Source organism: Xanthomonas sp. SHU 166, assembly GCF_000364685.1.
GTDB classification, from domain to species: Bacteria; Pseudomonadota; Gammaproteobacteria; order Xanthomonadales; family Xanthomonadaceae; genus Xanthomonas_A; species Xanthomonas_A sontii.
The window spans coordinates 1-14,393 of the sequence record NZ_AQOJ01000861.1; the positions used below are offsets into that span (position 1 = coordinate 1).

Consider the following 14,393-nt stretch of genomic DNA (forward strand, 5'->3'; position numbering starts at 1 on the left):
CGGTCACGGCGGCGGCACCTTGTCCAGCAGGGCGGCGACCAGACGATCGCCGTCCCAGCCTTCGGCGGTGGCTTCGTAGCTGGGCAGCACGCGGTGGCGCAGCACATCGGCGGCGACCGCGCGCACGTCGTCGGGCGTGACGAAGTCGCGTCCGGCCAGCCAGGCGCGCGCGCGGGCGCACCGCTCCAATGCGATCGAACCGCGCGGACTCGCGCCCCAGGCGATGCGCCGCGCCAACGCGGCGTCGTAGCCGCTGGCATCGCGCGAGGCCAGCACCAGTTCGATCAGATAGCGCTCCAGCGGCGGTGCCATGTGCAGCGCCAGCACCGCGCGGCGCGCCGCGAACACGTCTTCCAGTGGCATGCGCGGCGGCGGTGCCTCGCCCGCCTCCAGCGTCTCGCGTGCACGCTCGCGCGCCAGCCGCAGGATCTCCGCCTCCGCGGCCGCTTCCGGGTAGCCGATCCGCACATGCATCAGGAAGCGGTCCAGCTGCGCCTCCGGCAGCGGGAAGGTGCCCTCCTGCTCGATCGGGTTCTGTGTCGCCATCACCAGGAACAGCTTCGGCAGCGCATAGGTGTGCCGGCCGACGGTGACCTGGCGCTCGCCCATCGCTTCGAGCAGGGCCGATTGCACCTTGGCCGGCGCACGGTTGATTTCGTCGGCGAGCAGGATCGGATGGAAGATCGGCCCAGGCAGGAACTCGAAGCGACTCTCCTGCGGGCGCCACACCTCGGTGCCGGTAAGGTCGGCCGGGAGCAGGTCGGGGGTGAACTGGACGCGGGCGAAATCCGCTTCCAGGCGCGAGGCCAGGGCGCGGATCGCGGTGGTCTTGGCCAGGCCGGGCGCGCCTTCGACCAGCAGATGGCCATCGGCGAGCAGCGCGATCAGCAGGCGCTCCACCAGCGCCGACTGGCCGACGATGGTCTGGGACAGGCCGTCGCGCAGGGCGACGAACGCGGCATGCAGGCGCTGCTGCTCGGGCGCGGCCGGCGGGGAATCGAGGGTCGGGGATGGAGTGTTCATTTGTGCAGTCTGACCGATCGCCGGTGAAAATGGTTCCGCGCACGGCGGACGCCGCGTGCTGCGAATTCAGGATTTCCTCATCGATGGGCGCAAACGCCGACGGGAGAGGCTTGCGCCTCTCCCGTCGAAGGTTTCCCACCTTGCCCGCGGCATTTAGGCCGGCGGACGCTTGGCCACGTGCATCACCTTCGGGGTCACGAAGATCAGCAATTCGGCCTTGGTCTTGTTGCGGCCACGCTTCTTGAACAGATTGCCCAGGAACGGCACGTCGCCCAGGAACGGCACCTTGGAGATGCTGCTGCGGTCGTTGAACTCGTAGACACCGCCGATCACCACCGTCTGCCCATCGTCGACCAGCACCGCGGTATTGATCTCGCGGCGGTTGATTTCCGGTACGGTGCCGTAGTTCTGCAAGACCACGTAGCGTTCGACTTCGTCCTTCTTGACGTTCATGTTCAAGAACACACGATTGTCGTCGGTGATGGTCGGGGTGACCTTCAGCTCCAGCAGCACTTCCTTGAACTGTACGTTGGGCGTCGCCGCAGTTCCGGCGGTTCCACCGGTAATGGTGACATAGCCGATTTCCTTACCTTGCCGAATCACGGCCTCGCGCTGGTTGGATGTCACGATGCGCGGATTGGAAATGACTTCGCCCCGCCCTTCTTCCTGCAATGCCGACAGCTGCAGATCCAGATTGAAGTTCTTGCCGAGCAGGGTGTAGGCAAGACTGGGCAGGGTCTGCGCGCTGGTGAAGGTCGGACCGCTCAGATCGACGTTGAGACCACGCGTATTGACGCCGCCGCCAGCCGCGTTGCTTCCGACCGTAGCGACATTGTCCCCATAGGTGCGCGTCGCGCCGACACCGAACTTGGCACCCAGATCGCGTGCGAAGGTATCGGTGGCGATGACGATGCGGCCTTCGATCAGCACCTGGTCGACCGGGCGGTCGATCACATTGATCAGCTCGCGCATCTGCGCGACCTTCTTCGGGATGTCGCTGATCATCAGCGTGTTGGTGCGCTCGTCGGCGACCAGACGCCCGCGCGGCGACAGGAAGCCATTGTCGTTCTGGCTGTTGCCGCTGCCACCACCACTTCCGCCGCCACCACCACCGCTGCCGCCGATGCCCTTGGCCTCGGTCAGCGCCTTGAAGATCGCCGTGGCGCTGTGATAGTTGATCTGCACGTAGTCGGTGATCAGGTCCTCGCGGTTCTCGATCGCGATGCGCGCGTCTTCCTTGTCCTGCTCGAACTTGGCCAACTCCTGCTGCGGCGCGACCCAGATCACCTTGCCGTCGCGGCGCTTGTCCAGGCCCTTGGCGCGCAGCACGATGTCCAGCGCCTGGTCCCAGGGCACATTGACCAGGCGCAGGGTGACGCTGCCCTGCACGGTGTCGGAGGCGACGATATTGAGATTGGACTCCTCGGCGATCAACTGCAGCACCGTGCGCACCGGCACGTCCTGGAAGTTGAAGGTCACCGGCTTGCCGCTGTAGCCGCGGGCCGCCACCTGCGCGGCGGCCTGGCTGACCGTGGTCGCGGTGACCGCACCCACCGCCGGCGCGGCGGCGCGCGGGGTGATCTCGACCACGTACTCGTTGCCCGACTGATAGGCCAGCGATTCGAACGCGCCATTGGTGTTCAACACCAGCTCGGCGCCGCCCGCATAGGGCTTGGCATCGATGCGCTGCACCGGCGTGGCGAAGTCGGTGACGTTGAGCGGACGCTGCAACTCCGGCGGCAGCGTGGCGTTGCCGACATCGACCACCACGCTGTTGCCCTGGGTGCGCAGGTCCGGGCTGGCGCCGGTGCCGTTGAAGGACAGGATCAGCCGCCCCGCACCGCCGTCGCCGCGCTTGAAGTCGATCTTCGACACCGTGAGCTTGGCCGGCGCCGCCGCAGGTGCGGGAGACGCGGCAACAGGCGCGGCGGGCGGCGCCGCACTGGCGACGACCGCATTCCCGAGCATCGCCGCCAACCCCAACGCGCATAGCCGCATCGTCGCGTGACGCCGGATGGGGCGCAGGCTCAGGGCTTTGGAAAAAGTCATCGTGCTATCCCCATAATCAATCATTGATCGTCCAGCGCGACGGAGGCGGGACGTTCCAGCCAGCCGCCGGCGCCATCCGGCACCAGTTCAATCAAATCGATGCGATCCTCGTGCACCCCGGTCACGCGGCCATCGCTCTGCCCCATGTACACGCCCGGACGCACGCGGTAGGTCACCTTGTCCGGCGCCATCACCAGCGCCACCTGGCCCGCACCGCTGCCCAGCGTGCCGACCATGTTGAGGCTGTCCAGCGGGAACTGTTCCAGCGGTTCCTTGCGGCGGTTCGGATCCGGGCGCAGGCCGCTGCTGCCGTCGGGGTTGGCCCAGGCATCGCTGAACGGATCGCGCAGGCCCTGCGCCGCATATTCGAACGTCTCGAACTGCTGCATCACCGGCAACGGCTCCAGCGGCTGCGCCGGTCGTGCGCGCACTTCCTTCACCCAGTTCTCCAGATTCGGCGCATCGCCCGGCGTGCTGGTGATGGTGCGGCCGCAAGCGCCAAGCACCAGCGCCAGCGCGCCCGCAACGAGAATCCTGACCACCCGATGCTGCCGGCTCATGCGCCACCGCCTTGCTTGCCGGCCTTCTTCGCGGCCGCCGCGGCCTGTTCCTGGTCGGCCATTTCCTTGTCGTCCAGGTAGCGATAGGTCTTGACCGTACCGGACAGCTCCAGTTCGCCGCGCGCGGTGATGCCGTTGCTCTTGTCGCGCGGCTTCAGGTTGATGTCGTGCATGGTCAGGATCACCACCCGCGGCAGCGAGGCCACGCCACTGACGAAGGCGCCGAACTGGTGGTAGCTGCCGACCATTCGCAGGGCGATCGGCTTCTCCGCGTAGAACTCCTTCGGCGACTCCGGGCCCGGCTGGAACAACTCGTTGGTCAGGCCGCTGGACAGCGCGGTCTGCGAGATGTCGATGATCAGATCGGGCATCTCGGTCTTGCTCGGCAGCTGCCGCAGCATCTGCTGCAGCACCTGCTCCATCTGCACCAGTTGCTGCTTCAGCGGCTGCAGGTTCACCGCACGGCTCTGCTCCTTCTCGAAGGAGGCGCGCAGTTCGGTTTCCTTCTGCTCCAGCGCCTGCAACTCGTCGCTCTTGCTGCTGATCAGCAGGAACCAGGACAGGGTCAGGATGAACAGGGTCACCAGCACGCAGAACACGATCTTGGCCTGCTGCGGCCAATTGCCGATGTTGTTGAAATCCAGCTCTTTGATGTTGAATTTCTTGCTCATGACGCCGGTCCCTGTTTCGCTGGCGTGGCGGCGGGTGCCGGCGCGGTGACCGGCGCCGGTGCGGCAGGACTACCCGCGGCAGGTGCAGGCGCAGGAGCGCCCGGGGCCTGCGCTGGCGGCGTGCCAGGCGCGCCGCCCGCGGGGGCTGCGCCAGGTGTTCCGGGCGCAGCGGAACCCGCAGGTGTCGTCCCGGCGGCGGCCGGATCGGCGCTCTCGCCCGGTACCGGCAGCTTGACCCGCAGCGTGAACACGTACGGCAGCGCCTTGGTATCGACGATCGGACCCTTGGCTTCCTTCTCCTGGGCCTTGGCCTCGATCACCGTCAGCTCCGGATTGGTCATCCAGCCCGAACCCTCGAGGTTGCGCATGTAGGTACTGACCCGCGCGTTGGACTGCGAGCGGCCCTCCAGGGTCAGCATGTCGCCTTCCTGCTTCACCGAGGTCAGCACCACGCCGTCGGGAATGGTCCGCACCAGCGAGTCGAACAGGTGCACCATCTGCGAGCGCTTGGCCTGCAGTTCCTCGATCACCTGCTTGCGCGCCAGCAGGCGGCGCTTCTTCTCGTCGAGGGTGTCGATTTCCTTGTTCTGCGCCTGGACCTTCTCGATCTCGGCCTGCAGATACGCGTTGCGCTCGTTCTGGCCGCTGATCTGCAGGTCGTAGTAGAACCAGATCAGCCCCGCCAGCAGCACCCCGGCGAACGCGGCCAGGCCAAGCATCGAATAGAACTCGCGTTCGCGCTGCTTGCGCCGTTCCGCCCGCCAGGGCAGCAGATTGATCTTCGCCATCAGTCGAAGCTCCTCAGCGCCAGGCCGGTGGCGATCATCAGCGCCGGCGCGTCCTGGGCCAGCGCATGCGCCTGCACCTTCGGCCCCAGGGTCATCTGCGCCAACGGGTTGGCGACCACCGTGGCCACGCCCAGTTGCTCCTCCACCATCTCCGGCAATCCGGCCAGGGCGGCGCAGCCGCCGGCCAGGACGATGTGGTCGACGCGGTTGAATTCGCTGCCGGCATAGAAGAACTGCAGCAGGCGGCTGATCTGCTGCACCGTGGCTTCCTTGAACGGCTCCAGCACCTCGACCTCGTAGCTTTCCGGCAGCCCGCCCTGGCGCTTGGCCATGCCGGCTTCCTCGTAGGTCAGGCCGTAGCGGCGCATCACTTCGTCGGTCAGCTGCTTGCCGCCGAACACCTGCTCGCGGCTGTACAGGCTGCGCCCGCCACGCAGGACATTGAGGGTGGTCATGGTGGCGCCGATGTCGACCAGGGCGACGATGCCGTCGGCGGCCACCGGCAACTCGCTGGCCACCAGCGCGAAGGCGTTCTCGACCGCGAAGGCCTCCACGTCCATCACCTTGGCCACCAGCCCGCCCAGTTCCAGGGCCGACTGGCGCAGTTCCACGTTCTCCGAGCGCGAGGCGGCCAGCAGTACCTGCACCATCTCGGGGTTGTTGGGGATGACGCCCAGCACCTCGAAATCCAGGTTCACTTCGTCGATCGGGTACGGGATGTAGTTCACCGCCTCCAACTCGACCTGGGCTTCCAGCTCGCTCTCGTCCAGCTCGGCCGGCATCGGGATCACCTTGGTGATCACCGCCGAACCGGCCACGGCGGCGGCGGCATGCTTGGCGCGGGTACCGGAACGGGTCACGGCGCGGCGGATCGCCTCGCCCACCGCCTCGACCTCGACGATGTTCTTTTCGACCACGGCGTTGGGCGGCAAGGGTTCGACGGCGTAATGCTCGACCCGGAACCGGTTGCCGTTACGCGAAAGCTGCAGCAGCTTGACCGCGGTCGAGCTGATGTCGATGCCGATCAGCGGCTGCTGACTCTTTGGGATAAGCCCCACGGATTTTCCCCTGCCGGCGGGCACTTGGACGCCAATGTTGCGCCAGCGCATTAATAACAAATTTTTTGCAATTGGCAACCGCCCGGTTGCATGTCGCGATCCGTGTCACGGCATGACCTGCGGCAGCAAACCCGTCGCATCCCCGGAACCGGCCCCAGCCGTTCCCCGGCGTACTCTATACTCTGCGCCCAAGAAATCTGCAATCGGAATCTCTCGCGATGCCCCGTTTTCGTCGTTGGCTGCGCTGGGCGCTGGTCTTGTTCGTCCTCCTTGGCCTGGTCGGCGCCGCCGTGGCAGGCGGGCTGTACTACGTCGTCTCCTCCAAGCTCCCGGACGTGCAGACCCTGCGCAAGGTCGAACTGCAGGAGCCGATGTACGTCTACTCCAGCGACGGCAAGCTGATGGCGCTGTTCGGCGAGACCCGGCGCTACCCCATCACCATGAAGGACGTGCCGGAGCGGCTGAAGCAGGCCTTCCTGGCCACCGAGGACGCCCGGTTCTACGAGCATGGCGGGGTCGACTACAAGGGCATCGCCCGCGCGGTGTGGCTGCTGGCCACCACCAACGACAAGCGCGTGCCGGGCGGCTCCACCATCACCCAGCAGGTGGCCCGCCAGTTCTTCCTGAGCTCGGAATACAGCTATACCCGCAAGCTGGCGGAGATCCTGCTGGCGCGCAAGATCGAGGCCGAGCTGACCAAGGACGAGATCTTCGAGCTGTATCTCAACAAGAGCTTCTTCGGCAACCGCGCCTACGGCGTCGCCGCCGCCGCCGAGTACTACTACGGCAAGAAGCTCAACGAGCTGAGCCTGGACGAGATGGCCTCGCTGGCCGGCATCCCCAAGTTCCCCTCCAGCGGCAACCCGATCAGCAACCCCGAGCGCGCCAAGCAGCGCCGCGACAACTATGTGCTCAGCCGCATGGCCGCGCTGGGCTTCATCACCCCGGCCGAGGCCGAGGCGGCCAAGGCGGTGCCGATGCACGCCGCGCCGCACGAGCGCCCGGTCGAGGTCGAGGCCCCGTACGTGGCCGAGCTGGTGCGCCAGGAAATGATCGCGCGCTTCGGCGGCGACGTGCTGGACAAGGGCTACCACGTCTACACCAGCATCGATGCGACCCTGCAGGCCGCCGCCAACCATGCCGTGCGCCAGGGCCTGGTCGTCTACGATCGCCGCCATGGCTGGCATGGCGTCGAGAAGCACTTCGACGTCCCCGCCACTGCCGATGCGGCGGCGCTGGCCAGCCACCTGAGCGGCGTCTACGCGCAAGGCGGGATGCTGCCCAGCATCGTCGCCGGCACCGGCAGCGACGGCAGCGCCACCGTGGTGCTCGCCAACAAGACCGAGCTGGTGCTGCCGGTGGCCGCCAGCCGCTGGACCGGGCGCAGCCCCGCCACCCTGCTCAAGCGCGGCGACCTGGTGCGCATCCAGGAAGGCGACAAGCCGGGCGAATGGGAGATCACCCAGATCCCGCGCGGCCAGGCCGCGCTGGTGTCGCTGGACGCCAACAACGGCGCGCTGCGCGCAATGGTCGGCGGCTTCAGCTACGCCGGCAACAAGTTCAACCGCGCCACCCAGGCGCGCCGCCAGCCAGGCTCCAGCTTCAAGCCGTTCCTGTACGCGGCCTCGTTCGAGAAGGGCTTCAACCCGGCCTCGATCGTGCTCGACGCGCCGGTGGTGTTCCGCGACCGCCGCGGCAAGACCTGGTCGCCACAGAACGACGGCGGCGGCTTCCGCGGCCCGATGCGCCTGCGCGAGGCGCTGGTGCAGTCGCGCAACCTGGTCTCGGTACGCCTGCTGGACGCCATCGGCGTGGACTTCGCGCGCAAGTACATCAGCCAGTTCGGCTTCCAGGAAGCCGAGTTGCCGCCGAACCTGTCGATGTCGCTGGGCACCGCCTCGCTGACCCCGCTGTCGGTGGCGCGCGGTTATACCGTGTTCGCCAACGGCGGCTCGCTGGTCAACACCTGGATCATCGACAAGGTCACCGACCGCGACGGCAATGTCCTGTTCCAGGAACATCCGCTGACCGCCTGCCGCAGCTGCGGCAGCGTCGGCGGCAACGCCGCGCCGGTCAGCCAGGTGGTGGACGGCTTCAACTTCGGCGCGGCCACGCCACCGCCGGCGGCCAAGCCGGCAGAGCCCGCGGCCACGGCGGCTACAGCCGAGAAGCCCGCCGACCCCGAGGCCAAGGTGGCGCCGCGCGCGATCGACGAGCGCACCGCCTATCAATTGGTGTCGATGATGCGCGACGTGGTCCAGCGCGGCACCGGCACCGCCGCCAAGGTGCTCGGCCGCGAGGACGTGGGCGGCAAGACCGGCTCGACCAACGACCATCGCGACGCCTGGTTCTCCGGCTTCGGCGGCCCGTACGTGACCACCGTGTGGGTCGGCCGCGACGACTACCGCTCGCTCGGCTACCGCGAATACGGCGGCAAGGCGGCGCTGCCGATCTGGATCGACTACATGCGGGTCGCGCTGAAGGATCAGCCGATCGCCCGCAACGATCCGCCGGGCGGCATGGTCCAGGTCAGCCTCAACGGCGCCACGGAATGGGTCAAGACCGAGGACATGGACCGCATCCAGCAGTTCGACGAAAGCCTGCAGGACCAGAAGACCGACGACGCGGCATTCGACATCTTCTGATCGCGTCGCGTTCCCCCGCCCCGGCGCTCGCCGGGGCAGTTCCCGCCGGGCGTGCCTCGCCCGGCGGACGCCGCCTCAGGCAGGGACGGCTGCTACACCCGAATTTCGCAAGGCTGCGGTACAGTCGGGGCAGGCTTTGAGGGGAGGCGCACCATGCACCACGCTCGGCAACACGCCCGGACCCGCACGCACGAACGCCGCCGCCGGCTGGCGCATGAAGCCGCTCGGCTGATGGCCGAAGGCGGCATCCGCGATTTCCACCAGGCCAAGCTCAAGGCCGCCGACCGGCTCGGCATCCACGACGACGCCTCGCTGCCACGCAACAGCGAGATCGAGGACGCCCTGCGCGAATACCAGCGGCTGTTCGCCGGCCCCGACCATGCCGGCGAATTGCGCCGGCGCCGCGAGGCGGCGCTGCGCGCGATGGACTTCCTGCACGCCTTCGCGCCACGCCTGGCCGGACCGGTGCACGACGGTACCGCCGACGCCAAAAGCCCGGTGCAACTGCACCTGCACAGCGACGACACCGAGGCGGTGGCACGTTTTCTCGAAGAACACCGGATCCCGGCCGAACTGCGCAGCCGCCGCCTGCGCCTGGACCGCGAGCGTAGCGAGGACTTCCCGGTGTGGCTGTTCACCGCCGAGGAACTGACCTTCGACCTGACCGTGCTGCCCTACGACGCGCTGCGCCAGGCGCCGCTGTCGCAGGTGGACGAAAAGCCGATGCGGCGCGCCTCGATGCCGCAACTGCGGCAACTGCTGACCGAGCAGGACATCGCCGACTACCAGTCCGGCTGAGCGGACCGCCGCGCCAGGATGCCGCGGGCGCCGCGCAGCTGGCTGGCGCCCCGTGTCGCGGCCTGCGATGGGCGCGACAGGCTGCTGCCAATCTGCCTCCCCGCTTCGGCCCCGCCACAAACGAAGAACGCCCCGCGAGGCGGGGCGTTCCGGACAGCCTTGACGGCGATCGATCAGCGCTTGTCGGCGCTGGTGTAGTCGCGCTTGTCGTAGCCGGTGTAGATCTGGCGCGGACGGCCGATCTTCATTTCCGGGTCGACCTGCTGCTCCAGCCAATGCGAGACCCAGCCGGCGGTACGGGCAATGGCGAACATCACGGTGAACATCTCCACCGGAATGTTCAGCGCCTTGTAGATGATGCCCGAGTAGAAGTCGACGTTCGGGTACAGCTTGCGCTGCACGAAGTAGTCGTCCTTCAGCGCGGCCTCTTCCAGCTTCAGCGCCACTTCCAGCAGCGGGTCGTTGACGCCCAGCTCGCCCAGCACCTTGTGGGTCATCTCGCGGATGATCTTCGCGCGCGGGTCAAAGTTCTTGTACACGCGGTGACCGAAGCCCATCAGGCGGAAGCTCGAGTTCTTGTCCTTGGCCTTGGCCACGGCGCTCTCGACGTTGTCGGCGGTGCCGATCTCTTCCAGCATCTTCAGCACGGCTTCGTTGGCGCCGCCGTGCGCCGGGCCCCACAGCGCGGTGATGCCGGCGGCGACCGAGGCGTACGGGTTGGCGCCGGTGGAACCGACCAGACGCACGGTCGAGGTCGAGGCATTCTGCTCGTGGTCGGCGTGCAGGATGAACAGCAGGTCCAGGGCCTTGGCCACGACCGGGTTCATCTGCAGCTGCTCGCTCGGCACCTCGAACATCATGTGCAGGAAGCGCTCGACATAGCCGAGGTTGTTGCGCGGGTAGCGGATCGGCCAGCCGATGGAGTAGCGATAGGCGGCGGCGGCGATCGTCGGCACCTTGGCGATCAGGCGGATCGCGGCCAGGCGGCGCTGCTCCGGATCGTTGAGGTCGAGGGTGTCGTGGTAGAACGCCGACAGCGAGGCCACGGTACCGGCCATCATCGCCATCGGGTGCGCGTCGTGGCGGAAGCCGCCGAGGAAGTTCTTCAGCGACTCGTGCATCATCGTGTGATGCGTCACTTCGTGGTCGAACTTCTTGAATTCGTCGGCGGTGGGCAGCTCGCCGTTCATCAGCAGATAGGCCACTTCGAGGAAGTTGGACTTCTCGGCCAGCTGCTCGATCGGGTAGCCGCGGTACAGCAGCACGCCGTTGTCGCCGTCGATGTAAGTGATCGCCGACTTGCAGCTGGCGGTCGCGGTGAAGCCCGAGTCGTAGGTGAAGAGACCGGTCTCCTTGGTCAACTTGGAAATGTCGACGCAATCGTTGCCCAGGGTGGGCTTGAGTACCGGAAGAACGACCGACTTGTCGCCGGCGTTCAACGTGACCTGATCAAGATCGGACACAGTGTGCGCTCCTCGATGGAAGGCGCCTGTCCGATTACGTTGCGAACAGACGCGTGAAGGAAGTCCACGGCAATCGCCACGGATCGCGCCATTATCGCACAGCAGCATTTGCGTCGTCGCTCACCACCCACGTTGCACGATGGCGGCAGGAAAGCGACACAGCGTTGCATCCTCGCCGCACTTTCACGGAAGGATGACACCGGCGCGTCAACGCCGGGAAGACAGGATGTGGCGGATAGCAAAACGGCCGCGCAAGCGGCCGTCGCTTTACATCCGTTCGACGGTTCCGATCAGCGCGCGTAGCGCTTCTGGAACTTGTCGATGCGGCCGCTGGTGTCGATGACCTTGTGCTTGCCCGTGTAGAACGGGTGCGAAGCCGAGGAGATTTCGACCTTGATCAGCGGATACTCTTCGCCGTCCTCCCACTTGACCGTCTCTTTCGAGGACATGGTCGAACGGGTCAGGATCTTGAAATCGGAGGTGACATCGTGGAACACGACGTCGCGGTACTGGGGATGGATGTCGGCCTTCATGGGCTCGCACCGTAGGTGGCTGCTGGACAAGAGGGAAACTATAACAGCCCTACTGCCCTGCACGCAACGTTTACGTGATGGCAAGTGAGGTGACGGCTCGCGGCTGTTCTACCACTGGGGCCCCGCCCGGAACCGGGCGGGACCGGGCGGGACCGCCGGGCTCAGCCGGCGCCGACCGCCGCGCGGGCCAGGCCCAGGAAACGGGCGTGGTCGTAGCGGATGAGCATGGTCGCGTTGTCCGGCAGGCCCAGCTGGCGGTTCCAGTCGACCAGGGTGGCGCCGCGGGTATGCACCCCGGACAGCTCGATCTGCATCGGCCGCGACTGCACCTCCTCGGCGCCGTCGGGCTGCAGCGCCCAAGCCATCGCCAGCGCATCGGCGGCGTACCAGTGCTCGCCGCGTGCGTCTTCCGACCACAGCCGGGTCTTGCGCGAGATCAGCTCGTAGAAGCGCGCCTTGGGCGCATCCACCGCCAGCCACTGCTCGACCTCGCGGTGCGGCAGGCCGTGCGCCACGGTCGCTTCCCAATCCGCCACTTCGATGTGCGGGAACGCCTTGAACACGATGTGCGCGGCTTCCGGGTCGAAGGCGATGTTGAACTCGGCGGCCGGGGTGATGTTGCCGTGGCAGGTGATCGCCCCGCCCATCACCAGGAAGCGGCCGACGCGCTGCGGAAGGGTCGGGTCCAGCTTCAGCGCCAGCGCGATATTGGTCAGCGGCCCCAGCGCGACCAGCAGCAGGCGCCCGGCGTACTGGTGCGACAGGCGCAGGATCGCCAGCGCGGCATGCTCGGCCTCGGCGCCGCGCGCGGCCGGCGGCAGGTCGACGTCGCCGAAACCGTCCTGACCGTGCACGTGCCCGGCGTCCACCGACGGGTGCAGCAGCGGATCGGCGCAGCCGGCGAACACCGGCACATCCTCGCGCCCGGCCACCTCGCACAGCTTCAGCGCATTGCGCACGGTGTGGCGCAGGCCGACGTTGCCGGCGGCGATGGTCAGCCCGACCACCTCGTGGCGCGGATCGGCGAAGGCCATCAGCAGCGCCAGCGCGTCGTCCACGCCGGGGTCGGTATCGATCAACAGGGGAATCTTGTCGCTCATGCGTCGCTTCGCTCATCCATTCGGCCGCCGAGTCTGGCACTGCCGGGCAGGCATGGGAAGGAGCTGGGATTGGGGAGTCGGGATTAGGGATTCGCAAAAGCAACGCCACCGCTGTTTGTCGTAGGGGCGGCCGCTTTTTACGAATCCCCGCTTTCAACAGCCGAATGGCTGGTCATCCCCAATGCCGAATCCCAGCCCCTCAGGCCCCGGCAAACCGCACCGCCCCACCGACCCAGCGCGCGACGATGCGGTCGGCCAGGACCGGCGCTTCCTCCAGCAGCCGGTCGGCCAGCGCGTGCACGCGCGGCAGCAGGCCAGCGTCGCGGGCCAGGTCGGCCACGCGGAACGCGGCCAGGCCGGTCTGGCGGGTGCCGAGCAGTTCGCCGGGACCGCGCAGTTCCAGATCCTTCTCGGCGATGACGAAGCCGTCGTTGGTCTGGCGCATGGTTTCCAGACGCTGCCGCGCCATCGCCGACAGCGGCGCCTGGTACATGAGCACGCAGCTCGACGCCGCCGCGCCGCGCCCGACCCGCCCGCGCAACTGGTGCAGCTGCGCCAGCCCCAGGCGTTCGGCGTTCTCGATGATCATCAGCGAGGCGTTGGGCACGTCCACGCCGACCTCGATGACCGTGGTGGCGACCAGCAGGTCGATCTCGCCCTGCTTGAACGCGCGCATCGCCACCTGCTTCTCCGCCGGCTTCATGCGTCCGTGGACCAGGCCCACGCGCAGTTCCGGCAACTGCGCCGACAACGCTTCGAAGGTGGCCTGCGCGGCGCTGGCCTCGAGCCGGTTGCCGGCGCCGCCGCCCTGCGCGGATTTCTCGTTGTCCTCGGCCTCTTCGATCAGGGTGCAGACCCAGTAGGCCTGGCGGCCTTCGGCGCAGGCCACACGGATGCGCTGCACCAGCTCGGGACGGCGCTCGGCGTTGAGCACGATGGTCTGCACCGGCGTGCGTCCCGGCGGCAGTTCGTCGATCGAGGAGACGTCCAGATCGGCATAGGCGGCCATCGCCAGGGTGCGCGGGATCGGCGTGGCGGTCATCACCAGTTGATGCGGCACGCCTGCGCCGGAAGCGCCCTTGTCGCGCAGCGCCAGGCGCTGGTGCACGCCGAAGCGGTGCTGCTCGTCGACGATGGCCAGGGCCAGGTCGTGGAAGCGCACCGCCTCCTGCATCAGCGCGTGCGTGCCGACCACCACCTGCGCCTCGCCCGAGGCGATCTGCGCCAGGGTCGCGCTGCGCGCCTTGCCGGTGACCTTGCCGGCCAGCCAGGCCACGCGTACGCCCAGCGGCTCCAGCCAACCGCGCAGGTTGGCCAGATGCTGTTCGGCGAGCAGTTCGGTGGGCGCCGCCAGCGCCGCCTGCTTGCGCTTGTCCACTGCCAGCATCGCCGCCAGCGCGGCGACCACGGTCTTGCCGCTGCCGACGTCGCCCTGCACCAGCCGCAGCATCGGCGCCGGCCGCTCCAGGTCGGCGCGGATCTGCGCGAACACGCGTTGCTGCGCACCGGTCAGTTGGAACGGCAGCGACTGCTGCAGGCGCTTGGCCAGCAGCCCGCGGCCGCGCAGCGACGGCGCCGGCTGGCACTGCATGGCGATGCGCTGGCGGCGCAGGCTCAGGTGATGCGCGAGCAGTTCCTCCAGCGCCAGGCGCTGCTGCGCCGGATGCAGGCCGGCGGCGAGCGCGGCCAGGTCGGCCTGCGGCGG

Annotated in this window: 12 protein-coding genes; 2 read left to right on the forward strand and 10 right to left on the reverse strand. The window is 67.8% G+C overall.

Annotated features, from left to right (window positions below; all coding sequences use genetic code 11):
* Positions 1-3: 3 nt before the first annotated feature.
* From D180_RS19580 to D180_RS19605, 6 genes are all read right to left on the reverse strand, one after another.
* Entirely contained in the window at positions 4-1,023 is a 1,020-nt protein-coding gene (locus D180_RS19580; protein ID WP_017914104.1) for a MoxR family ATPase, read from the reverse strand.
* A 153-nt stretch (positions 1,024-1,176) separates the two neighbouring features.
* Complete coding sequence (locus D180_RS19585; protein ID WP_043091404.1) at positions 1,177-3,072, reverse strand: type IV pilus secretin PilQ family protein; 1,896 nt, start codon at positions 3,070-3,072, stop codon at positions 1,177-1,179.
* 20 nt (positions 3,073-3,092) lie between these two features.
* Positions 3,093-3,632: a pilus assembly protein PilP gene (locus D180_RS19590; RefSeq protein WP_043091405.1), complete on the reverse strand. Its 540-nt coding sequence runs from the start codon at positions 3,630-3,632 to the stop codon at positions 3,093-3,095.
* A complete protein-coding gene (locus D180_RS19595; protein ID WP_017914107.1) occupies positions 3,629-4,303 on the reverse strand; it encodes a type 4a pilus biogenesis protein PilO in 675 nt (224 codons plus the stop codon). The genes D180_RS19590 and D180_RS19595 overlap by 4 nt, the downstream gene beginning before the upstream one ends.
* Positions 4,300-5,091, reverse strand: coding sequence for a PilN domain-containing protein (locus D180_RS19600; protein ID WP_017914108.1), 792 nt, complete (start codon positions 5,089-5,091; stop codon positions 4,300-4,302). Before D180_RS19600 ends, D180_RS19595 begins: the two co-directional genes overlap by 4 nt.
* On the reverse strand, positions 5,091-6,149 hold the full coding sequence (locus tag D180_RS19605) for a pilus assembly protein PilM (RefSeq protein WP_017908825.1): 1,059 nt from the start codon (positions 6,147-6,149) through the stop codon (positions 5,091-5,093). Before D180_RS19605 ends, D180_RS19600 begins: the two co-directional genes overlap by 1 nt.
* A 218-nt stretch (positions 6,150-6,367) precedes the next feature.
* Between D180_RS19605 and D180_RS19610 the strand changes: the two genes are divergently transcribed.
* Both D180_RS19610 and D180_RS19615 read left to right on the forward strand, forming a co-directional pair.
* Positions 6,368-8,794 (forward strand): penicillin-binding protein 1A, encoded by a 2,427-nt coding sequence (locus D180_RS19610; protein ID WP_017914109.1) that lies wholly within the window; start codon positions 6,368-6,370, stop codon positions 8,792-8,794.
* Between the two features lie 153 nt (positions 8,795-8,947).
* The gene (locus D180_RS19615; protein WP_043091406.1) at positions 8,948-9,592 is read left to right on the forward strand and encodes a hypothetical protein; all 645 of its coding nucleotides are present in this window, start codon (positions 8,948-8,950) and stop codon (positions 9,590-9,592) included.
* 173 nt (positions 9,593-9,765) lie between these two features.
* On the opposite strand, the gene D180_RS19620 is transcribed toward D180_RS19615, so the two are convergent.
* The 4 genes from D180_RS19620 to recG all read right to left on the reverse strand — a co-directional run.
* Positions 9,766-11,055, reverse strand: a complete 1,290-nt coding sequence (locus D180_RS19620; protein WP_026143410.1) for a citrate synthase — start codon at positions 11,053-11,055, stop codon at positions 9,766-9,768.
* 290 nt (positions 11,056-11,345) lie between these two features.
* A complete protein-coding gene (locus D180_RS19625) occupies positions 11,346-11,588 on the reverse strand; it encodes a type B 50S ribosomal protein L31 (RefSeq protein ID WP_010341537.1) in 243 nt (80 codons plus the stop codon).
* Positions 11,589-11,749: 161 nt separating this feature from the next.
* Positions 11,750-12,688, reverse strand: coding sequence for a nucleoside hydrolase (locus tag D180_RS19630; RefSeq protein WP_017914112.1), 939 nt, complete (start codon positions 12,686-12,688; stop codon positions 11,750-11,752).
* A gap of 199 nt (positions 12,689-12,887) precedes the next feature.
* Positions 12,888-14,393 (reverse strand): ATP-dependent DNA helicase RecG (gene recG, locus D180_RS19635; RefSeq protein ID WP_017914113.1); only part of this gene is annotated, 1,506 nt, incomplete at its 5' end.

Excerpts from the sequence above, each read along its gene's own strand:
- D180_RS19580 (WP_017914104.1), bottom strand. The coding sequence starts at position 1,023 with ATGAACACTCCATCCCCGACCCTCGATTCCCCGCCGGCCGCGCCCGAG.
- D180_RS19585 (WP_043091404.1), bottom strand. The coding sequence starts at position 3,072 with ATGACTTTTTCCAAAGCCCTGAGCCTGCGCCCCATCCGGCGTCACGCG.
- D180_RS19590 (WP_043091405.1), bottom strand. The coding sequence starts at position 3,632 with ATGAGCCGGCAGCATCGGGTGGTCAGGATTCTCGTTGCGGGCGCGCTG.
- D180_RS19595 (WP_017914107.1), bottom strand. The coding sequence starts at position 4,303 with ATGAGCAAGAAATTCAACATCAAAGAGCTGGATTTCAACAACATCGGC.
- D180_RS19600 (WP_017914108.1), bottom strand. The coding sequence starts at position 5,091 with ATGGCGAAGATCAATCTGCTGCCCTGGCGGGCGGAACGGCGCAAGCAG.
- D180_RS19610 (WP_017914109.1), top strand. The coding sequence starts at position 6,368 with ATGCCCCGTTTTCGTCGTTGGCTGCGCTGGGCGCTGGTCTTGTTCGTC.
- D180_RS19615 (WP_043091406.1), top strand. The coding sequence starts at position 8,948 with ATGCACCACGCTCGGCAACACGCCCGGACCCGCACGCACGAACGCCGC.
- D180_RS19625 (WP_010341537.1), bottom strand. The coding sequence starts at position 11,588 with ATGAAGGCCGACATCCATCCCCAGTACCGCGACGTCGTGTTCCACGAT.
- D180_RS19630 (WP_017914112.1), bottom strand. The coding sequence starts at position 12,688 with ATGAGCGACAAGATTCCCCTGTTGATCGATACCGACCCCGGCGTGGAC.